Consider the following 21208-nt stretch of genomic DNA (forward strand, 5'->3'; position numbering starts at 1 on the left):
TATTGACAATTGTCAAATAAGGATCGACAAATGTCAATAACTGCAAAAACGAACAAGAGCCGTGGCCGTCGGGCACCGGCATGTCTCGGGAGGGAACCATCGATGAAGATTGCTCTCGGCGCGGATGGCGCGGGAAAGCCCCTGCTTGATGTCATCGCGCATCATCTGGCCGGAAGGGGCGACATTACGGTTACGGATCTGAGCCGGCCGGGCTACTACGCCGACATCTCAAAGGTCCTCGCCGAAAGCGTGGTCAACGGCGAATACGATCGGGGACTGTTGTTCTGCGGCACCGGAATCGGCGTGTCGATTTCGGCGAACAAAGTGCCAGGTATCCGCGCCGCCCTGACCCATGACACCTATTCAGCGGAACGAGCCGCAAGATCTAACAATGCTCAGATTATTGCCATGGGCGCCCGTGTGATTGGCCCGGAACTGGCTAAAGCCATCGTCGACGTTTTCCTCGCATCCAGCTTCGATCCAAACGGCCCATCGGCGGACAACGTCAAGGCGATCGATCGTTTGGACGCGAGGAGGGGAAATGCATCCAATACATGAGGTTGCTGCACCTCAGCGGGTGAGTTGACCTATCCGCATTTGTCATAGCGAACGATGGAGTGCGGCAATGGACTATTGCGCAATCGACAAAGAAGCTGCTCCGCCGGCGGACTTGGCCGGCCTCGCCGGTAAAACATGCTCTTCGGAGACGGGAGGAAAAAGTGTCGTCATATAGCCTGAACCGGCAGGCGCCCTTTCTGCTGTTGATCAATTGCGCGGTGCTCGCTGCCGGGGCTCTATTGGCGGGCTCCAGTTTCATCGACAGCTACAATCTGCAATCCATGGCGTCGCAGGTTCCCGAACTCGGCCTTCTGGCGCTGGGCGTCATGTTGGCCATGATCTCGGGCAATGGCGGCATCGATCTGTCGGGCATCGCCCTGGCGAACCTTGCCGGCATCGCAGCCTTTCAGGTGACAAGCCATTTCATCGTGGCCGATGACGCACCGCTGCTGTTCTTCTGGGGCTTCATCGGTCTGGCGCTTCTCGTGGGCCTGCTCGGCGGCTTCGTCAATGGAAGCGTGATCGCCTATGCGCGGCTCACACCCCTGATCGCCACACTGGGGACGCAGCTGCTGTTCACCGGCATTGCGGTGTTCCTGACCAACGGCTCCGCGATCACCATGGGCTTTATCGAGCCGCTGGATGATTTCGGCAACATGCCGGTACTCGGCATTCCCCTGTGCTTTGCGTTGTTTCTGGCAATTGCAGCCGGCCTGGCGTTTCTCTTGAAATATACGCCGTTCGGCATGAAACTCATGTTGCTTGGAAGTAATTCCAAGGCGGCACGGTATGGCGGCATCAACGAAAAGCGCATGCTGCTTGTTACCTATACCCTCTGCGGCGTGCTGTCTTCCGTTGCCGGCGTCATTATCGCGGCCCGCAATTCCTCGGTGAAATGGGATTACGGCGGCTCTTATGTGTTGATCGCCATTCTGATTGCCGTTCTGGGCGGCGTTAGGCCCGAAGGTGGATACGGCAAGGTGATCTGCGTGCTGCTGGCTGCGACGGCGCTGCAGATTCTCTCAAGCCTGTTCAACTTCATGAACATTTCGAATTTCTTCCGCGACCTTGCCTGGGGCGTCTTGCTGTTGGCCCTCCTGGCCTTCTCACGGATGCATCTGGGCGTCTGGCTCAAGCCGAAGCGACGATAGCTCGGTTCGCGATCGGCTCGGCACCGTGAAGATCCCATAGAACCGGTAATGCCGATCTTAGAAAACGATTTTGCTTAAAATGGAGGAAACTATGAGCAAAATTACCAAACTGGCAGCTTGTACGATGCTGGCAGGCGTGTTGATGGCCGGGGCTTCGTTCGCTCAGGACAAGCCATCCATCGTGACGGTGGTCAAGGTCACCGGCGAAAACTGGTTCATCCGCATGAATGAAGGCGTGGATGCGTTTGGGAAGGACAATCCCGGCTTAAGCGCCAACCAGATCGGCCCCGCCAAGGCGGATGCGGCTCAGCAGGCCCGCATCATCGAAGATCTCGTCGCGAAGAAAGTATCGGCGATCGCAGTTGTTCCGATGGACCCGTCCGCACTCGAAGGCGTGCTTCGCCGGGCCTCTCAGCGCGGGATCAAGGTCATCACCCATGAGGGGGATAGCCTCAAGAATACCGATGTCGACATCGAAGCCTTCGACAACAAGGCCTTTGGTGCGCGTATCAACGAAAAGCTCTCCGCCTGCATGGGCAAGTCAGGCAAATGGACGTCCTTCGTCGGCTCGTTGGGCAGCTTGACGCATAATCAGTGGGTCGATGCCGGCGCGGAAAACGCCAAGAAATATCCGGGCATGGAACTGGTTGCCGCCAAGAACGAATCCTTCAACGATGCCAATCGCGCCTATGAAAAGGCCAAGGAGATCTTGCGCAAATATCCGGACATCAAGGGTTTCCAGGGCTCCTCTGCCATTGACGTGATCGGTATCGGCCGGGCTGTGGAAGAAGCCGGCCTTCAGGGCAAGGTCTGCGTCTATGGCCTTGGCCTTCCCAAGGATACCGGACCTTATCTGGAAAGCGGCGCCGTCAATCAGATCTTCTTCTGGGATCCCAAGGACGCCGGTTACGTCATGAACAAGGTCTCCGAGATGGTCCTGAAGGGCGAAGAGATCAAGGACGGGGTCAATCTCGGCGTGCCGGGCTATGAAAAGATGACCGTCATAAAGGGACCGGGCAAGGGCATCATCATGCAGGGCCAGGCCTGGGTGGATGTCGACAAGTCCAACTACAAGCAGTTCCCGTTCTGACAACGAGCATCGCTCACCGATGCGTCTTCCGATGGGCGTCGATCCCGTCCTGGAAGGCGCATCGGGGAGTTTTAGGAATTTGCCATGCACGCGACCGATCCTACGCCGCGCCTTTTGCCGCCGTTTCTCGAGGTTAGAAACGTCAGGAAGTCCTTTGGCGGCGTTATGGCGCTGAAGGATGTCAGCCTGACGATCGAGGGGGGGCAGATCTATCACCTGATGGGGGAGAATGGCTGCGGCAAGAGTACGCTGATCAAGATCCTTTCCGGCGCCCAGCTTGCCGACGAGGGGCAAATTCTGATCGATGGCCAGTCGACCGGAAGTAGAGCCGGAGATCTGGGCGCGATCGGGGCGCTACGGGCCGGCATCGAAACAGTCTATCAGGACCTGTCGCTCCTGCCCAACCTCTCGGTTGCCGAAAACGTCGCGTTTACCGAGCAACTCGTCGAGGCGTCGGGACGTCTGGTTCGCAGACTGAATGTCACGGCGCTTCATGAAACGGCGCGCCGGGCCTTGGCGGAAGTGCATCTTCCGACCGGTAGTGATTTTCTCACGCGTCGCACGGACACGCTGCCGCTTGCAACGCGCCAGCTGATTGCCATCGCCCGCGCTATCGCGTCCGAAGCGCGCCTGGTCATCATGGACGAGCCAACGACGTCGCTTACGCGGCAGGAAGTCGAGAATTTGCTGGGCGTTGTCGAGCGGCTACTCGCCAAAGGTGTCGCGGTTTTGTTCGTCACGCATAAGCTCGACGAGTGCAAACTGCTCGGGGGCCGCGCAATCATCATGCGCGACGGGCTGAAGGTCGCCGAACTCGATGTCGCCGATCACAGCAAGGCTGAATTCAGTCAGTGGATGACGGGCCGCAAGATCGGCGAGACACGCTATCGCACCGATCCCAACCTTGGCGACGTTCTGCTCCAAGTCGAGAAGCTCGAGGATGGCCGGGCTTTTCGAAATATCTCGCTGAGCGTGAGAAAGGGCGAGATACTGGGCGTCACGGGGCTGTTGGATTCCGGCCGCAACGAGCTCGCTCTCGCGCTGGCCGGCGTGAAGCCGGCGGTTGGCGGCAAGATACGCTTGGCCGGCAGGACGATCGCGCCCCAATCGACGCTGCAAGCCATACAAAATGGTATTGGCTATGTGCCCGAGGATCGCCTTACCGAGGGTCTGTTTCTTGAAAAGTCGATACAGGACAACATAACGCTGCCGATCCTGGATCGACTGCGCAATGCGCTCGGCATCCTCAGTTCCCGCAGCGCCCGTCGCACTGCGGAAGCCAGTGTTACCGACCTGCAGATCGTCGCGCCGGATGTAACGGTTCCGGTGCAGTCCCTTTCCGGCGGCAACCAGCAAAGAGTGCTCATCGGGCGGTGGCTTACCATCAACCCGAAACTGCTCATCCTGCACGGGCCGACCGTTGGCGTGGATGTGGGATCGAAAGACACGATCTTCCGGATCATCCAGCGCCTGGCCGATGAGGGCATGGGCGTCATCATCATCAGCGATGACCTGCCGGAGCTTTTGCAGAATTGCGATCGCATTCTCGTCATGCGCCACGGCTGCATCGTGGCCGCGCACGAGGCCGAAGGGCTGACTGAAGACGCGATCTATCAGTCCATGGCCGGCACGTCGAAGGAGATCGCGCAATGACCGAGATTGTATCCGCGACCGCTACCGCCCCCCAGCGCCGCGGCGTCGCACGCCGCTGGTGGGATTTGATGGGGCGCCGGCCCGAACTCTTCACATTGGTGCTGACGATTGCGACCTGCCTGGTCGTGATCGCCGCCAATCCCGACTTCCTCCAGATGAGCAATATCGTCGACATACTGCGCGCGTCGGTGGTGCGCGGACTGTTCGCGATGGGGGTGCTGGTCGTGCTGGCTTCCGGGGGCATCGACGTATCGTTCACGGCGATTGCCGCTTTCGTGATGTATGTCCTGACCATGGTCGTAACGAACTGGTTCCCGGGCATGCCGATGACGGTCATCTTGATCCTTGCGGCTCTCGGCGGTGCGGCCTTTGGAATCGTAAACGGGCTGCTCGTACAAAAACTCCAGGCACCGTCGCTGATCGTCACGATCGGCACCCAATATGTCATCCGCAGTTTCTTGCTGACATTCATCGGGACCGCTCTGTTCATGAACATCCCGTCCGCGATGGACGCTTTCGGCAAGGCTTCGCTGTTCACCCATCGCGCCTCGAATGGCGTTGTGTCCGTGTTGCCGGCGACGGTTCTGGTTCTGGTCGTTGCCGCTTTCATCACGTGGTACATCCTGGAACGCACGCTGATGGGCCGCGCCATTTTCGCCATCGGTGGCAATTCCGCGATTGCCGAACGTCTGGGTATCAATCTGTTTCGCGTGCGGGTGTTCGTGTTTGCCTATGCCGGGCTGCTCGCCGGCATTGCAGGTGTAATCCACGTTTCGAGCAATCGCCTCGCCAATCCGTTCGATCTTGCCGGCATGGAGCTTGAAATCATCGCGGCCGTCGTTCTGGGCGGCGCACGCATCACGGGGGGCTCCGGATCGGTGATTGGGACCCTGCTCGGCGTGCTGTTGATAACGCTGGTCAGCAACGTACTGATCTTCGTGGGTATTCCCAGCACGTTGCAACTGGCCATCGTCGGCATTTTCATCCTGATCGCAGGCACCATTTTCGCCTTGCGTAATCGCAGCTAGCAGGCGCCTGCAGCGCAGCCCCCCATGTATCTTATTTCAAGAGGTTTCCATGTCTCATGATGTGTCAGTCATTGGGCTTTACATTCTCGACGTGCTCGGGCGGCCGGTTGATGCCATTCCACCTGGCGGCAATGTGGAGTTCATTGACGAAATCAGGCTGACGGTTGCGGGTACCGCCGGTGGGACGGTGGTGGATCTTGCAAAGCTTGGGTTGAATTGCCTCGCAGTCGGTGCCGTGGGCGACGACGAGAAAGCCGATTTCGTTCTTGCAACACTTCAGCGCTTCGGCGTCGATACGGCTCAGATGCAGCGCCTGACAGGTGTGCAGACATCGTCGACCATTTTGAATATTCGGCGCAATGGCGACCGGCCGGCGCTCCATGCGCGAGGCGCCTCCGATCATTTCGAGATTGCCGAGAGCGATCTTGATGCGGTGCTGGCTCCGGCGATCATTCACCTTGGCGGTACCGGATTATTGGCCAAGCTCGACGGCGAGCCGAGCCGCAAATTGCTGGCCGAGGCAAAAGCGCGTGGGCGGACGACAACGTTCGACCTGCTCGGTGCCAATGACGGCACGCTCGATCTTATCGCACCCCTGTTTCCCTATATCGACTATTTCATGCCCTCCATCGAGGAAGCGCGGCAGATTTCCGGCGCGTCCGGCATTGAGAGTGCGGGCCGGTTCTTCCTCGATCGCGGCGTGAAACATTGCGTGTTCACGCTTGGCGGTGATGGCGTGTGCTTCATGGACGCTCACGGCGAGATCGTTCGCCAGCCGGCCTTCCAAATCGAGGTCGTGGACACGACCGGGTGCGGCGATGCGTTTGATGCTGGTTTCATCACGGCCCTGCATCGCAGGATGGACCTGAAGACCGCTTTGAACTTTGCCCAGGCATCGGCGGCACTGGTGGCGACGGGTCTCGGCTCCGATGCAGGCATTCGGTCGTTCGAGGACACATTGGCCTTCATGAACACCATGCCGATCAAACATTGAAAACTGAAAAGGAAACATGCCGGAAATCCGGCCCTTCATGATCCCGGAGGCCGGCGGCAGGCTCAGTCAAGGATGCGCTTCGTTCGGGCGAGCAGGGGGGCTTTTGCCGAAAGCGCAGCCGCGAGGCTTGGATCCCCACCAGCGAAGATCTGCAGAACGACGACCCCGCGCCTGCCGCGCAGGCGGGGCGATATAATTCCGCGCCGCTCTGGCCAGCGGTCTGCATGATCGAAACGGCCTCGACCCATCCTGCGTTCGACCTGATCAAGGGCTGTCGCCCGGTGCTTCGTGCATGCCAGCGCGTTTAGGGCAACGTCAAACGCCGCCGCTAGGCCGCTGATAGAGCCGGGCGATCCTTCTCCAAATCCTGCAACGCAAAGACCGTCAACACGGACACCCTGCCGTGAGGCGCCCGATGCCGATGATGTGTTCGTCCGAAAACCTCGATCGTTTCATGGCCCGTCTCCTCTGTCAGAGAGCAGGCTAACCTCAAGGCGAGGACTTTCCAGGGGAGCAGGTCACCGTGAGCCTGTCTGATCCCTTCTGTTTTTGCGGACTTTCACCGAAGCAACGTCCATTTCGGATGTATTCTTCGCCAATCACGAGGCAGGCGATCGCTTGAATCTGAGGATCAGGCTTGCCGGAGGCGACGCTTTCTCGCCGCGTCGCTCGGCACGGCTGTCACCGGCCCGCGGCCGGTCCTTCTAATTCTCAGCTAAGGCAACCCCTTCTACCATGGCTCGCGGCGAGGCGGTGTCTACGGCAGGTCGAGAAAGTTCCTTTTCAGCGATGGCAATATTGGAATTGGTTTCCCTAGGTGTCGCGGCACCCGCGCTAGGTGCCGCGTTCCTCGCCTCCGTCGTCGAGGTGGTCGAAGCGTTCACCATCGTCTTGGCGGTAGGCACCTTGCGGGGGTGGCGTCCGGCTTTAATCGGTACAATGGCCGCCCTTGTCGTCCTTGGCCTGCTGATCGCTGTCTTCGGCCCTTTGATAGGTCTTATCCCGCTTCAGGTTCTGCAGCTTGTCATCGGTATTCTCCTCTTGCTGTTCGGCATGGGGTGGCTGCGGAAGGCTATCCTGCGGAGTGCCGACATCATCCCGTTGCATGATGAGGACGCCATTTTTGAATCGGAATCCGCTCGGCTGGCGGCCGCTTCCGGGCGTGAAGCCCTCTCGTGGATCGCAGGGTTGACGGCCTTCAAGGCTGTTCTTCTCGAAGGCCTTGAGGTGGTTTTTATCGTCATAGCCGTTGGTGCTGGGCGTGGCCTGCTGCTTCCCGCTGCCTTGGGAGCGCTCGCTGCGTGTTTGGTGGTACTCGCAATCGGGTTGCTGCTGCGAAAGCCTCTCGCCCAGGTTCCGGAGAATACCCTGAAGTTTGGTGTCGGCGTGATGCTTTAAGCATTCGGTGTCTTCTGGACGGGTGAGGGCATGGGGGTACCGTGGCCGGGCTCGGTCCTGCGATTGCTTGGCCTGTTGCAGGCGCCTTTTTCGCATATCGGCCTTATGGAACGACCGATCGCTTCCTCGCGCTCACCAATCTCCTGCCGATCAAATTCCTCCGGTCTTTTCCGAACCAGCCAGATGGGAGCCTCGACACGTTCGTCGCGCAGGCGCTTTTTTATAGTTCCGATCGTATGTCCGCTTCGTAGCGAAACATCTGCTGAACATCGTGAGTGCGGCAGGCAACTCGAGCCACATCACCGCGCCGATCCAGATCCCGCGCGCCATTTGGAGGGGTTCATTCAGGCTTGAATCCGACCACCATCGAATCCGGTCCCAGCAATGGCTCGACGCGTGTGGACACGAAGCCTGCTTCTCGCATCCAAGTCTGGCAGTCCGCACCAGTATAGTCGAAGCCCCCACGAGTTTCGATCAGCATGTTCAAACTCATCAGAAGGCCGAAGGCATTCTTGCGGCGTTCGTCATCGATGACGGCGTCGTAGACGATCAGGGCGCCACCTTTCGGCAAGGCGGCGAAGGCTTTTTGTATTAGCAGCTTCTTCTGGGCGAGGTCCCAGTCGTGCAGGATATGTCCCATCACGATCACATCCACGTTCGGCATGGGTCCATCGAAAAAACTGCCAGCCTGAAAGCGTATGCGCTCGGTGAGTCCTTGTTGCGCGACGAATTCGTCAAATATCGGCTGTACGGCGGGCAGATCGAAGCCGATCGCGCGCAGATGCGGATGGCTCCGCGCGACCACCACGGGCACCATGCCCTGCGCTGCACCCACGTCGGCAAAAGTCGCATATTTCGACCAATCGAACTTGGCTGCAATCGTATGTGCCGCGCCGGCGCTGATACCGCTCATGGCCTTGAGGAAGCCACTCAGGCGCTCGGGTTCCGCGTAGAGGGCCGCAAAGAAGTCTTCGCTGTGTTTGCCTTCGTTTTGGGCTTCGCCTGTGTGCAGGGCCTCGGTAAGCGAGCCCCAGAAACCGTAGAGCCGGGCATTGGCCATTTCGAGGATACCGCCGATATAGGACGGCTTCGCTTTGTCGAGGAAGAGATCCGTATCGGGGGAATTGCGATAGATGCCATCGTCGCGCTCAAGCATCCCAAGAGCCACCAGGGCATCGAGGAAATCGCGAACCGCACGGGGATGCAATTTCAACTTGGTCTGCAGCGTCGGCAGATCGGCCGGTCCCGTAGCGAGTTCTGTGAAGACACCGAGTTCGACCGCACTGAGCAATGTCTTGGAGGCCCAGAAGCCCATGCCGAGCTGCATGATATTGTCTGGTGTCGTCGCGCCCATCGTTTGTCCCCCCATGGTTTGTGTCGTTGGACTGCTGTCGAACGGTAGAGACGGAAAGAATAGGAACGAGCATCCTTGGATGCGGATCGTGATCAGGTGCCGGCGGTTGCCGACGACATCCTAGCGCCGTGCAAAGATGATAAGGTATTTTGTAGTTTTGTGAAATAATTAAAAGCCGTATGCGCGTGAAATAAAAATAATTTAGAATAATATAGATGTGTTGGCGTGGACTAAAATTATCCTTGAGGGCAATATTGTGTGTGATTACTATATTTTTTATTTGAATATATGAGGATATTGTTTGTTTTAACAGAAAGTAAATTTATGGTGTGTGAATGGCGCGTGACCTAGAAGTAAGGGTTGGATATAAAACTCTCGCCTTTTTGTTTTCTGGCAGCAACAATTGAAGGCGGTCGGCAATCCAAACGTAACTACGGAATCGAAAGGCAATCCCATCACGTTGCATGGCGTCCAGCGCTGGAGGAAGTTCGTCTCTAAAGCGATTGCTCCTGGGGCGCGTGGCTTCGCGATGTCGAAGCAGTTCGCTTCGCCAATGGCCACGCCCGAATGAGATCTATAAGGGCTCGGAGCCTGGCCGGAATATGTCGGCGTCCGGCGAAGTAAAGGCAAGGCCCCGGATAGGGCGGTGTCCAGTCTTCCAGAACCACCATCAGTCGGTGGGCGGCAATATATTCTGCGACCACCGGCTCGGCGAGATAAGTCAGGCCAACGCCCGCCAATGCCGCTTCCAGCATCAGGCTGCTTTCATCGAGTGTCAGCGTACCCGGCACATCGATCAGCATGGTTTCACCCCGACGCTCGAACTCCCAGCGGTACAGCTTTCCGCTCGCCATACGAGCACGGATGCAGCGGTGACGGCTGAGGTCGGTCGGCACCTTGGGCACACCCCGCCTCTTGAAATAATCGGGGGTGCCGACGACCAGCGAGCGGATCTCCGGGAGTATGGGGACAGCAATCATGTCGGGAGGTACTGCCTCGGCGAGGCGAATGCCGGCATCGAAGCCTTGCCCGGTGACGTCGACCAGTGCGCCCTCTGTGACAATCTCCACCTCCACGCGGGGATAGAGGCTGGCATATTCGAGGAACAATGGCGTCAGGAACATTCTTGCCGCACCGAGTGAGGTGTTGATGCGCAACGTGCCGGTAGGCTCGGCACTGTGTTCGCCGGCGTGATCGATCGCGTCTTCGATGGCCGTCAGAGCCGGCGTGATCTCCCCAACGAACTGTTCCCCCGCCGGTGACAATGCGACGCTACGGGTCGTCCGGTTGAACAGCCTTACGCCCAGTCTTTCTTCCAGTGTCGCGATGGCGTGGCTAAGCGCGGAAGAGGATATACCGAGTTCTCGCGCCGCAGCGCGGAAACCGCCCGAGCGGGCGACCGCAGCGACCGCTTCCAGTTCGACCAGGCTGGCCTTTGCCATTGCGCGATATCCTTCATCAGACTGTCCCGCTTTGGCCTTCTTATCAGATCAGTGGTCGTAGGACATATAGGCCTTCACCAGCCTTCAATATGGAGCCCTTTCCAATGCGCAATATCGACACGATCTATATCGATGGCGCCTTTATCACGCCGCAGGGCGAGGAGCGCTCGTCCTTGTTCAATCCGGCCACCGAGGAGCGGATCGGCACCGTCCGCCTCGCGGATGCGCGTGACGTTGATACGGCCGTCGCTGCCGCCAAGCGCGCCTTTTCCGGCATGGCGCGTACGTCGAAGGCCGAGCGCATCGCCATGCTCAAGCGGCTTTCCGCCGTCGTGGCCGCTCGCAGCGATGATCTCGTCGCGACGATGACCGAGGAATATGGCGCACCTGCCATTTTCACAAGCTTTGCCGTGCCGCATGCAGCGTCCGTTTTCCTCGACATGGCGGAGACACTGGAGGGATATCAGTTCCGCCGCACCATCGGTCGCGCGGAAGTAGAGATGCGCGCATCCGGCATCGCCGCTGCGATCACGCCCTGGAACAGCAATTACGGCTTCATCTGCTCCAAGCTCGCAACCGCAATCGCGGCCGGCACCACGATCGTCATCAAGCCTTCCGAGATGAGCGCGCTCCAGACGCAACTCCTCCTGCAATGCCTGCATGAGGCCGGGCTGCCGCGCGGTGTGTTCAACATTGTCAATGGCATCGGTTCAGTGGCAGGCGCTGCCCTCAGCGCGCATCCGGACATCGCAAAGATCAGCTTCACCGGCTCCACCGCCAGCGGCCGGGCGATCCTCGCTGCGGCGGCCCAGACGATCAAGCGGGTAACACTCGAACTGGGCGGCAAAAGCCCGACCATCATTCTCGACGATGCCGATCTGGATCGCACGATCCCGCAGGTACTGATGACAGGTTTCGGCAACAGCGGGCAGGCCTGCATCGACGGCACGCGCATCCTCGTGCCCGAACGCCGTCTCGACGAGATTTTGGAGCGACTGAAGGCGGCAGGCGCCGCGATGAAGGTCGGCCCCGCCAATGATCCCGGCGTCCAGATTGGCCCGATGGTCAGCCTGAAACAGTGGGAACGCGTCCAGTCTTACATTCGGCTCGGGCAGGAAGAAGGAGCCACATTGCTCATCGGCGGTGAGGGGCGCCCCGATCACCTTGATCGGGGCTGGTTCGTCCGCCCGACCATCTTCACAGGCGTCACCAACCAGATGCGGATCGCGCGCGAGGAGATATTTGGACCGGTGCTTTGCGTGATCTCCTATCGGGACGAGGCAGAGGCCATCGCGATCGCCAACGACACCGATTACGGGTTGGCGGCCTATGTCCAGTCTTCCGATCCGGAACGGGCACGCCGGGTCGCGGGACAACTGGAGGCCGGACGTGTCGCGATCAATGGCGCCCCGCACGAGCCGCTTGCGCCTTTCGGTGGGTTCAAGCAGTCGGGCATTGGCCGCGAATTCGGGCCATTCGGATTGGAAGCCTTCCTCGAACCCCGCGCGATCATCACCTGAAGCCTACCGACTTTCGAGGGAAGGTGCGGTCCTCCTTCCGTCACTGATGCAAAGCGATGGCTTGGTCGAGTCGGCCGGCGGCGCAGACGCTGTCTTGTGGGGGCTTCTGCCTTTCTGCCCCCACAACGGCATGAGGCTCAGGCGTGCCTCAGCCAAAGGTAAACGCAAAGGCCTGGGCGCCCGGATCGAGAAACTCGATCTGGAACGTTTGATCGCCAATCGGCTCATCTTGTCGAACCAGTTGGTAGAGGCGCTGGCCAACGATTGTGCCGTTACCCTCGGCATCGATATCTACTCCGTGAGCCGCACCCGGTGCCTTGCCGTCGATCAGCACCCGAAAACGTACAAGCTTGCTGTCGGCGCCAGGACCGAGAACCAGATGCAGGTCACGAGCATGGAAGCGAAAGGTGATGCCACCGTTGGCGGCATTGAGAGAGGCGCTCTCTTTCTCGACCGTCCAATTTCCGCTGAGCGTCCACTGATTGATGTCGAGACTACCGGCTTTGGCATAGACCCGCGGTTTGTTGACGATCATCCCCGACGGCGACAAGAAATTGTCCGCACGCTCATAGCCGATATAGGTCTCGGGAGAGACGACGTTGACGGTATCGGCTGCTGCCTCTACCCCTTGGGCCGACAGCCTACTACCGAAACGTCTGCAACAGAACCAAAGCGCCTTCCGACGCTAAGCGCCGCGATCGAACCCGTCATCGGCCACTGCAAGAGTGACCACCGCATGGGTCGCAACTTCCTCGCCCATTCCTCAGGCGACGCCCCCAACGCCGTTCTCGCCGCCGCACGCTACAACTTCAGCCTGCTCCTTAAATGGCTCTGCCTGCTTTGCGCCCTCTTCCTGGCCGCGCTCGGCGGCTCACGAGCACGCGCAGTCAACTGCACCCGCCTGAACGCGACTACTTCACGGGCGACTTTCTTGAAGATCTAGCGAACGCCCGGATTGCCCTTGGCGTAGGTGAGAACTTCTTAGCCGTCCGCCTCTTAGCCCTTTCTCCTCAGCGCCAATTGCTTTCCCGCTCCGAGCTCGGTGCGAATTCCGGTGGCACCACCACCATCGGATTCTCGCCCGGAACATAATTGTCCACCAGCGCGTAGCCCTCGGCGATGATGGTCTCGACGTTCTGACGTGTCATAATCACGTCGAAGGGCAGGTGGGCTGCGAACGGATCCCAGTCGGAACACACCGTGCTGACCTCGCGCATGGCTTGGCGCGGTACCTGCAGGGAGAATTGCACGAGCCCTTCGAAAGAGGTGATGGAGTTGATGAAGAGGCCGTCCGGCATGCGGCCGAGCGCTTCGAAGTGAGCAGTGAGGGCTTCCCGAGCCGATGAAGGACGATAGCCGCAGCAGGCGACTTCAAGCACTATTTCCTGCCCATTGGCTGCCACGGCGTCGCGAAAGCCGTCGATACGGCGGTCGGTGGCATGCTCTCCGGCAACGCCGCCGAGAAAGAGCAGGTCACGCGGTGCTTTCCGACGCTTTCGTAGTTTGGCGATCAGTTTTTCGGTGAGGGCACGCGCACCCCCGTAATTGTCGGTGACCACCGAGGGCGCATCGCTGCCGGGTAAGTCGAGATTGACGCAAGGAATGCCCGCAGCCCGGCACAGGGCATTGAGCGGCTTCGTGTTGCGCACGCCAGCGATGAACAGGAACTCGACCTGTTGGGACAGCAAGGTACTGGTGACGCTGGCCTCGATTTCCTCGTCGCGCCGCGTGCTCACCACAATGGGGCACAGGCCGCGCTGGCGCGTATCCGCCTCGAAAGCCTCGGCAAGGCCGGCGAAGAAGCGGTTGCGGTAATGGGGGATGATCATGCCGGCAAGGCCGGAGCGCGACAGGCGCAAGCCCCTGGCCTTCATGTTGACGGCGTAGCCGAGTTCCTGGGCTGCCTTCAGCACTCGCTTGGCGGTTTCTTCCTTGATGCGATAGCGCTTCCAACTGTCGTTGAGCACGAGGCTCACCGTGGACGGGGAGGCCTGGGTCGCCTTGGCGATGTCATAGATGGTGGATCTACGTGTGCTTGGCGAGCGCGCCATCGTCCCCTCGCTGGCTATGCGGATCGAGTTCGGTACTTTCTGAAAATGCATGCTAAATCCTTTCAGCTATCTTGACAATCTGTGCTGAATGGATTTAGCTAAGAAAGGCTTCGGGAGCAACTAACGCCGTCGCCGGCAAAACAAACTGGGAGGACTCTCGTGACTTCGCATTCTGACTCCATCCGTGCGTCGAAGATCAGCCGCCGCACCTTTCTCTCTGGCTCGGCCCTCGGGGTTGGCGGCTTGCTGATACCGGGCGTGCTCGGTGGCGCCCGCGCATCGGCGGACAAGCCGGTCATCGGCGTAGTGGTGAAGATCGGTGGTATTCCGTGGTTCAATGCCATGGAGGCCGGTATCAAAAAGAAAGCGGCCGAGCTCGGCGTCGACGCTTTCATGGTCGGCCCTACCAGCGCCGACCCGGCCCTGCAGGTTCGTGCGATCGAGGATCTAATTGCCAAGAAAGTCGACGTTATCGGCGTCGTTCCTAACGATGCGGAGGTGCTCGAGCCCGTGCTCGACCGCGCCCGCAAGGCGGGCATCAAGGTGATCACCCACGAGTCACCGAAGCAAAAGAACGCCGACTATGACTTCGAGCTGGCGTCCGCGAAAGGCTTCGGCGAGGCCTACGGCAAGCGTCTCGTGGACGCGCTGGGCGGCAAGGGCGAATATGCGGTGTTCGTCGGATCGCTCACAGTGCCGCTGCACAACGCCTGGGCCGATGCGGCGATTGCTTATATCAAGGCGAACGCACCCGACATGAAGGTGGTCGGCGACCGGTACGGTGTGGCGGAGAACGTCGATCAATCGCGGAGCACGGCTCTCGACTTGATTCGTGCCAATCCGAACCTCAAGGCTTTCCTCGCCTTTGGCAGCCAGGGCCCGATCGGGGCGGCGCGCGCGGTGAAGGAGAAGCATCTCGACGGCAAGGTGCTGGTGCTCGGCCCGTTCTCGCCTGGCCAGGGCCGGAAGCTCGTGCATGATGGTGTTTTGACCGGTGGTTTCATGTGGAATCCGGCGCTCGCGGGAGAGATTTTTGTCACCCTCGGCCAGATGGTTGCCAAGGGCGAACCGATCAAGGACGGGACCAATATTCCCGGTCTCGGTGTCGTGCATCCGGATGGCCACAATCTTATCGTGAACGAACTGGTAGAGCTCAACAAGGACACGATCGACGATCTGGCGAAGATGGGCCTCTGACCCCTCGACGTATTTGCCTGGAAACACACCCGGTGTCGCCGCCGGGTGTGCTCCCGATGAAGCCCTCATTCCGTGAGCTTTCAGACAATGGCCAATGTCCATGCAACTGCGGCAGGAGAGTCCGCGGCGGCGCCCGCTGTTCCCTTGCTGAAAATCGAGCATGTCTCCAAACAGTTTGGTGGTATCAAAGCGCTCGATGACGTCCGCTTCGACATCATGCCGGGAGAGGTTCTGTGCCTCGCAGGCGAGAATGGCTGCGGAAAGAGTACACTGATCAAGATCATTACCGGCGTGTATCAGCCCGAGCCCGGGGCGGTGATGAGCTTCATGGGGCGCCCGATTGCCGACCTGAGCCCGGCCGGTGCGCGCGGCCTCGGGATTCAAGTCATTTGGCAGGATCTTGCGCTGTTCGCCGAAATGTCGGTGGCGGAGAACATCGGTTTCGAGCGCAATCTCGGCGGCCGTCCGCGCCTCGTGAATTACGGTGCGATGCGCGCCGACGCGGAGAGAATCCTCAAGCGCCTCGGCGTCACGCTCGATCTCGACGCGCCGCTACGCACACTGCCGATCGCCCAGCGCCAGATCGTGGCCGTTGCCCGTGCGCTGGTGACCGAGGCCACGCTCGTCTTCATGGACGAGCCGACCGCATCGCTGAGCCACGCCGAGACCGAAGCGCTGCTCGACATCATCCGGCGCCTTTCCGCCGAAGGCATATCGGTCGTGCTCGTGAGCCATCGGCTCGCTGAGGTGCTCGATGTCTGCAGCCGCGTCACGGTGATCAAGGACGGCAAGCTCGTCGGAACATTTCCGACCGCCGGCATGACCCAGACCCGGCTCACCGAACTCATGACCGGCAAGACCTTCGGCTATGCCGTCAGCCGCCGCGATCTATCGGCCAAGAGGCCGGTGCTCGAAGTCAAGGGCCTGTCACAGGGCCGCGAATACAAGGACGTGTCGCTGACGGTCCGCGAAGGTGAGATCGTCGGGCTGACCGGGCGGCTCGGGTCGGGCCGCACGGAATTCGCGCTGAGCCTGTTCGGCATGACACAGCCGGACCAAGGCGACATACGTCTCGACGGCAAGCCCATCCGCTTCGCCAGCAATCGAGACGCTATCGATGCCGGCGTCGCCTATGTCTCGGAAGATCGGCTGACGCTGGGACTGATCCAGCCGCAATCGATCGAGGATAACGCCGTCATCTCGGTCCTCGATACCCTGCTCGATCCGAAGCCGCTTCTGTCTTTCAGGAAACGGGATACGCTGGTCAGCAAATGGATCAGGGATCTCGGCGTCAAGATCGGCAAGCCGGGCAATGCCATTTCGACCCTCTCCGGCGGCAACCAGCAGAAGGTTGTCCTCGCCAAGTGGCTATCGACCAAGCCCCGCCTGCTAATCCTCGACTCGCCGACGGTCGGCGTCGATGTCGGTGCTCGCGCTGGCATCTTCAACATCGTGCGCCAGCTTGCCGACGAGGGGATGGCGATCCTGCTCATCTCCGATGAAATTCCGGAAGTCTATTTCAACTCGGACGTGGTGCTGCACATGCGTGACGGCCAGATCGTCGGCCAATATCGGCCGCAGGACGTCGAAATCGACGCAATTGAGGAGGCCGTTCATGCGTAGCCTCGGCATCGGCTCTACCGAGCGCTGGCTCATCCTCGTGATTCTCGTCATGGGCGCATTTCTCAGTGTCTCGACCTCGACTTTCCTGACACTGTCCAATCTGTTCGATCTCCTAAACGCGAGTTCGGTCAACATCATCTTCGGCGTCGGCCTGCTGGTGGTGCTGATTGCAGGCGGCATCGATATCTCGTTCGCCGTCGCCGCGTCGATCGTCCAATATCTCACGGTGCTCGCCCTAGGGGCCGTTGGCGGCGGAAACTGGGTGCTCGGCTTCATTCTGGCGGGCGCCATCGGCTCGGCGCTCGGTTGCTTCAATGCTTTCTGGATCTATCGGTTCCGCATCGTTTCGATCGTCGTGACGATTGCGACCTATAATCTCTTCTTCGGCCTGCTGATGTTCTTCACCGGCGGTTCGTCGCTCTACGACCTTCCAGACTGGCTGACCGATCGGATCACGATCATCAGCTTGGATACCGCCGACGGCCGCGCGGAAATCACGATCCTGGTGGCGGTGATGGCCGCGTGTGTCGTTGCCACCTGGCTGCTTCTCAGGCGGACCAGCACCGGGCGGCAGCTCTACGCGATGGGCGACAATACCGAGGGTGCGCGGCGCATCGGCGTCAGCCTCGGCGCCATGCACTATCTCGCCTTCGGCTGGCTCGGCCTCATGGCGGGCATCGGGGGGCTCATGCAAGCGCACTACGCGCAGGAGGTCGTCCCCACCGCGCTCTACGGTCGCGAACTCGATGTACTCGCCGCGGTCGTTCTCGGCGGCGCGCGGCTCGGTGGCGGGCGCGGCTCGATCCTCGGCGTCATCCTCGGCATCATCCTTGTGGCGATGACGCAGAACGGCCTGAACCTGCTCGGCATCTCGCCTTATGCCTTCAAGATGATCATCGGCGTGATCATCCTCGTCGCCATCACGCTTTCGAGCGAGGGTGTCAGCAAACTCATCGGAAACTGGCGCGCTGCGCCGACGCGGAGGACGGCCCAGTGACCACTCAAAACAAGACGAGCGGCACGAACCGGCTCTTCGATCCCGAAATCGGAGCGCTTCTTGCCCTGCTGGTCTTCGTCTGTCTTGTCTTCGGCGTGTCGTCGCCGAGCTTCCTGAGCGGCACGACCTTCACCTCGATCGCCTTCCAGCTACCCGAACTCGGGCTCCTGACGCTGGCGATGCTGATGCCGATCATCTCCAACGGCTTCAACCTCTCCGTCACCTTCACCGCCAACCTGTCGGGACTCGCAATGGCGGCGGTTCTGCACGCCTTCGGCGGCGTCGATGCCGGGCCGTTTGCCATCGCGCTCGGCATCCTGGCGGCGCTGGCGACGGGAGCGGCGATCGGCTGGCTTATGGGCCTGATCATCGCCACCACCGGGGCGCATCCGATCCTGGTGTCGCTCTCGATGATGATCTTCGTGCGGGGCCTCGGTGAATTTCTGACTCGCGGCGGTGACATCTCGGGCATGCCCGATGCCGTCCAGGCGATAGGGCAGGGAACCCTGCTCGGCATACCGGCACCGGTGTTCGTCTTCGTCGCAGCGGTACTGATCTGGTATGTCGTGATGTCGCGGACCCGCCTCGGCTTCGCGACCAGGATGATCGGCTCGAATCTCGAGGCGACGCGCTATTCGGGCATCTCGACGCACCGCTCGCTCACGCTGATCTATACGTTGTCCGGCCTCATGTGCGGTCTTGCCGGCATCGTCATGCTGTCTCGCTTCAACTCGGTGCGCGTTGGGCACGGCGAGGCCTACCTGCTCATCACCGTGCTCGGATGCTTCCTCGGCGGCGTTTCTCCGAACGGCGGTTTCGGTCGTGTACTGCCGGTCGCGATCTCGCTCGTCATCCTGCAGGTGATCGCCTCGGGCCTGAACTCGCTGGGTGCCAACCAGCACTTGGCGACCGCGCTGTGGGGCGGCTTCCTGCTACTAGTCATGGTCGTGCGCTCGATCTGGGCGAACGGCTTCCCGCCATTCATGTTCATGAGACGATGAACTCGTCCGACCATGCTCACTCGTCACGCCCGGCTGTCGAGGGGCCGTTCGCCGGAGAACTGCCCCAGTCGTCGCCGTGCCAACAGCGCTTCCCATCATATTGGAGATACAAATGAAGTTCGGCATTTACTATTCGTACTGGGAACAGGAGTGGAGCGCGGACTGCCTGAAATATGTCGAGAAGGTTGCCAGGCTCGGCTTCGACGTGATCGAGATCGCAGCGCATCATCTGAACAGCTATAGCCCGGCTCACATTGCGGAAGTTGCCCGCGCTGCTCGAGAGAACGGGATCACGCTTACCGCGGGAATAGGTCCGTCCCACGAGAGGAACCTGTCCTCCCCCGATCCGGCGGTCAGGAAGGCAGGCCGGGCCTTTTTCGAGGAGACGCTGACGAACCTCGCCAAGCTCGACATCCACGTCATCGGTGGCGCTCTCCATTCCTACTGGCCGATCGACTATTCCAAGCCCGTCGACAAGGCAGGGGATTGGGCGAGAGGCGTTGAGGGTATTGCGGGTCTGGCCGATTTCGCCGGCAATCTCGGCATCAATCTGTGCCTCGAAGTGCTCAATCGGTTCGAGAACCACGTTCTCAACACCGCCGAAGAAGGGGTGGCTTTCGTTCGCGAAGTTGGCAAGCCCAACGTCAAGGTGATGCTCGACACGTTCCATATGAACATCGAGGAGGACAGTTTCGCACAGGCTATCCGAACTGCGGGGCCGTTGCTCGGTCATTTCCATACCGGCGAAAATAATCGCCGCGTTCCCGGCACGGGCCGTCTGCCTTGGCACGAGATCGGGACGGCACTGCGCGAGATCGGTTACAGCGGTGCGGTCGTGATGGAGCCCTTCGTCAAGATGGGCGGCCAGGTCGGCAACGACATCAAGGTTTGGCGCGATCTGAGCAATAATGCGGATGAAGCCAGGCTGGACGAGGATGCGCGCCGGTCGCTGGAATTCTCGCGGTTCGTGCTCGGCTGACTGGCAATGTCGCTGGCTTTCGTTCGGGACGGCGCCTGACCTTGTGGAGGCGGCATTCGGCAGGATGCGATTCACATTCATCCGTTGGAAGCAACGGACGATGAGAAGGACATGCCGATGACTTTGCATCAACAGGCGATCGCCGAAGTGGCAGGGCCGCTCAACAAGCTCGACGAGGCTGCCGTCGACAATGCCGTCCGGACATAACATCCGCCAGGCATGTGAGCGTCTATGCGGGAGGCCGCGAGGGCCTTCAGGTCCGCGGCTTTGCCATGGGCCTGTTCCATCTCGGCCTCTCGGTGTCCGCCGATCATGACTTCCAAGAAACCATGATCTTCCCACCGCTGGATTGCGGCCGCCAGGAAGGCGGCCGCATATGCTGCCGAGCTTCAGAACAATGCAACGACGCTTTTGAGCGTGATCCACAGACCCCAGAAAAGCGGGATGGCGACGGCGGCCCAGGCAAGCAGGGCCTTGAAGCAGGGCCTTGAAGCCGGGCCTGGCGACGATCCTTTGCCGATCGAGAAATCCAGCCCTTCTTGGTGCAGACAATATATCATCTCGTGTGCCCGCATCGGTTGTCATGACACCCCGCCTGTCTTCTCAGCACCTTGTCGGCTGCGTTTGCCGATTTGATCCGGCCCATCGTTTGGTGGGGCCGATGCTTGGCTCAAGGCCATCGACAAGACGCCAGCAAGACGCATGCCATTCAACATGGTAAGCAATATCAAAGAGTTACAGGAATGTCGGATGGTGGCTACGGGCAATCTGTCCGAGGCGACGAACAAAATGTCCTGCCAAACCGGGATGTGCATGACCGCAAGCCACGATGATCCGAACGCAAATCCAGGCGTCACCGAGCGATATGAGAACCCAAGCTATGGGCCGATGCGGAAACCCCTCGAGCCCCCACAGGGTCGAGACCGCTTCCGGAACCCGCCGCCCTGCGTGCCAATCGTGCGGAGGTCGCGAATGCCGTCGCCTTGATATGTTCGGACGTTTTGTCCGAGCTGGAGACGACAACCTGTCCAATATTGGTCGGTACGGCACGGCAGCAAAGCGAATTGCCGACCGTTTTCGCTTTGGCACGCGTGTTGCTTTGCAACTGGCAGTGCAACTACGCCTGTCTTTCGGCGGGCAGGGATATCGCTGTGTTCTTGGAGGAGGAAACC

Annotated in this window: 17 protein-coding genes and 2 pseudogenes; 14 read left to right on the forward strand and 5 right to left on the reverse strand. The window is 60.1% G+C overall.

The window, feature by feature from the left end; all coding sequences use genetic code 11:
- Positions 1 to 102 precede the first annotated feature (102 nt).
- The 7 genes and pseudogenes from derI to AB4037_RS31800 all read left to right on the forward strand — a co-directional run.
- Complete coding sequence (derI, locus tag AB4037_RS31770; RefSeq protein WP_434961235.1) at positions 103 to 558, forward strand: D-erythrulose-4-phosphate isomerase; 456 nt, start codon at positions 103 to 105, stop codon at positions 556 to 558.
- Between the two features lie 161 nt (positions 559 to 719).
- Positions 720 to 1709 (forward strand): ABC transporter permease, encoded by a 990-nt coding sequence (locus AB4037_RS31775; RefSeq protein WP_441774259.1) that lies wholly within the window; start codon positions 720 to 722, stop codon positions 1707 to 1709.
- Between the two features lie 91 nt (positions 1710 to 1800).
- Positions 1801 to 2799 (forward strand): autoinducer 2 ABC transporter substrate-binding protein, encoded by a 999-nt coding sequence (locus AB4037_RS31780; RefSeq protein ID WP_441774260.1) that lies wholly within the window; start codon positions 1801 to 1803, stop codon positions 2797 to 2799.
- Positions 2800 to 2883: 84 nt separating this feature from the next.
- Positions 2884 to 4452 (forward strand): sugar ABC transporter ATP-binding protein, encoded by a 1569-nt coding sequence (locus tag AB4037_RS31785; RefSeq protein ID WP_441774261.1) that lies wholly within the window; start codon positions 2884 to 2886, stop codon positions 4450 to 4452.
- Complete coding sequence (locus tag AB4037_RS31790; protein ID WP_441774262.1) at positions 4449 to 5480, forward strand: ABC transporter permease; 1032 nt, start codon at positions 4449 to 4451, stop codon at positions 5478 to 5480. The genes AB4037_RS31785 and AB4037_RS31790 overlap by 4 nt, the downstream gene beginning before the upstream one ends.
- Before the next feature lie 49 nt (positions 5481 to 5529).
- Positions 5530 to 6474: a carbohydrate kinase family protein gene (locus AB4037_RS31795; RefSeq protein ID WP_441774263.1), complete on the forward strand. Its 945-nt coding sequence runs from the start codon at positions 5530 to 5532 to the stop codon at positions 6472 to 6474.
- A gap of 789 nt (positions 6475 to 7263) precedes the next feature.
- Positions 7264 to 7950 (forward strand): annotated as a pseudogene (locus tag AB4037_RS31800) (COG4280 domain-containing protein); the annotation flags it as partial.
- 262 nt (positions 7951 to 8212) lie between these two features.
- Here AB4037_RS31800 and AB4037_RS31805 read toward each other — a convergent pair.
- Together AB4037_RS31805 and AB4037_RS31810 are read right to left on the reverse strand one after the other, a co-directional pair.
- Positions 8213 to 9226, reverse strand: a complete 1014-nt coding sequence (locus AB4037_RS31805) for a methyltransferase (protein WP_441774264.1) — start codon at positions 9224 to 9226, stop codon at positions 8213 to 8215.
- 494 nt (positions 9227 to 9720) lie between these two features.
- Complete coding sequence (locus AB4037_RS31810; protein ID WP_434961229.1) at positions 9721 to 10668, reverse strand: LysR family transcriptional regulator; 948 nt, start codon at positions 10666 to 10668, stop codon at positions 9721 to 9723.
- Between the two features lie 104 nt (positions 10669 to 10772).
- On the opposite strand from AB4037_RS31810, the gene AB4037_RS31815 reads away from it, so the two are divergent.
- A complete protein-coding gene (locus AB4037_RS31815) occupies positions 10773 to 12188 on the forward strand; it encodes an aldehyde dehydrogenase family protein (RefSeq protein WP_441774265.1) in 1416 nt (471 codons plus the stop codon).
- Positions 12189 to 12336: 148 nt separating this feature from the next.
- On the opposite strand, the gene AB4037_RS31820 is transcribed toward AB4037_RS31815, so the two are convergent.
- Positions 12337 to 12828: a hypothetical protein gene (locus AB4037_RS31820; protein ID WP_441774302.1), complete on the reverse strand. Its 492-nt coding sequence runs from the start codon at positions 12826 to 12828 to the stop codon at positions 12337 to 12339.
- A gap of 51 nt (positions 12829 to 12879) precedes the next feature.
- Here AB4037_RS31820 and AB4037_RS31825 point away from each other — a divergent pair.
- Positions 12880 to 13131 (forward strand): annotated as a pseudogene (locus AB4037_RS31825) (hypothetical protein); the annotation flags it as partial.
- Between the two features lie 67 nt (positions 13132 to 13198).
- Here AB4037_RS31825 and AB4037_RS31830 read toward each other — a convergent pair.
- The gene (locus AB4037_RS31830) at positions 13199 to 14290 is read right to left on the reverse strand and encodes a LacI family DNA-binding transcriptional regulator (RefSeq protein ID WP_441774266.1); all 1092 of its coding nucleotides are present in this window, start codon (positions 14288 to 14290) and stop codon (positions 13199 to 13201) included.
- 192 nt (positions 14291 to 14482) lie between these two features.
- Between AB4037_RS31830 and AB4037_RS31835 the strand changes: the two genes are divergently transcribed.
- The 5 genes from AB4037_RS31835 to AB4037_RS31855 all read left to right on the forward strand — a co-directional run bounded on the left by AB4037_RS31835 (position 14483) and on the right by AB4037_RS31855 (position 20036).
- Positions 14483 to 15436 carry a substrate-binding domain-containing protein gene (locus AB4037_RS31835; protein WP_434961375.1) on the forward strand — a complete coding sequence of 318 codons (954 nt, stop codon included), beginning with the start codon at positions 14483 to 14485 and terminating at the stop codon, positions 15434 to 15436.
- Between the two features lie 87 nt (positions 15437 to 15523).
- Positions 15524 to 17059: a sugar ABC transporter ATP-binding protein gene (locus AB4037_RS31840; RefSeq protein ID WP_434961374.1), complete on the forward strand. Its 1536-nt coding sequence runs from the start codon at positions 15524 to 15526 to the stop codon at positions 17057 to 17059.
- Positions 17052 to 18056, forward strand: coding sequence for an ABC transporter permease (locus tag AB4037_RS31845; RefSeq protein WP_441774267.1), 1005 nt, complete (start codon positions 17052 to 17054; stop codon positions 18054 to 18056). The genes AB4037_RS31840 and AB4037_RS31845 overlap by 8 nt, the downstream gene beginning before the upstream one ends.
- Positions 18053 to 19057, forward strand: coding sequence for an ABC transporter permease (locus tag AB4037_RS31850; RefSeq protein ID WP_441774268.1), 1005 nt, complete (start codon positions 18053 to 18055; stop codon positions 19055 to 19057). Before AB4037_RS31845 ends, AB4037_RS31850 begins: the two co-directional genes overlap by 4 nt.
- Positions 19058 to 19169: 112 nt before the next feature.
- On the forward strand, positions 19170 to 20036 hold the full coding sequence (locus AB4037_RS31855; protein ID WP_434961224.1) for a D-psicose 3-epimerase: 867 nt from the start codon (positions 19170 to 19172) through the stop codon (positions 20034 to 20036).
- A 389-nt stretch (positions 20037 to 20425) separates the two neighbouring features.
- Here AB4037_RS31855 and AB4037_RS31860 read toward each other — a convergent pair whose 3' ends face one another.
- Entirely contained in the window at positions 20426 to 20611 is a 186-nt protein-coding gene (locus AB4037_RS31860) for an MFS transporter small subunit (protein ID WP_441774269.1), read from the reverse strand.
- Positions 20612 to 21208: the final 597 nt, after the last annotated feature.

The organism is Labrys sp. KB_33_2, from assembly GCF_052114505.1.
Lineage (GTDB): Bacteria > Pseudomonadota > Alphaproteobacteria > Rhizobiales > Labraceae > Labrys.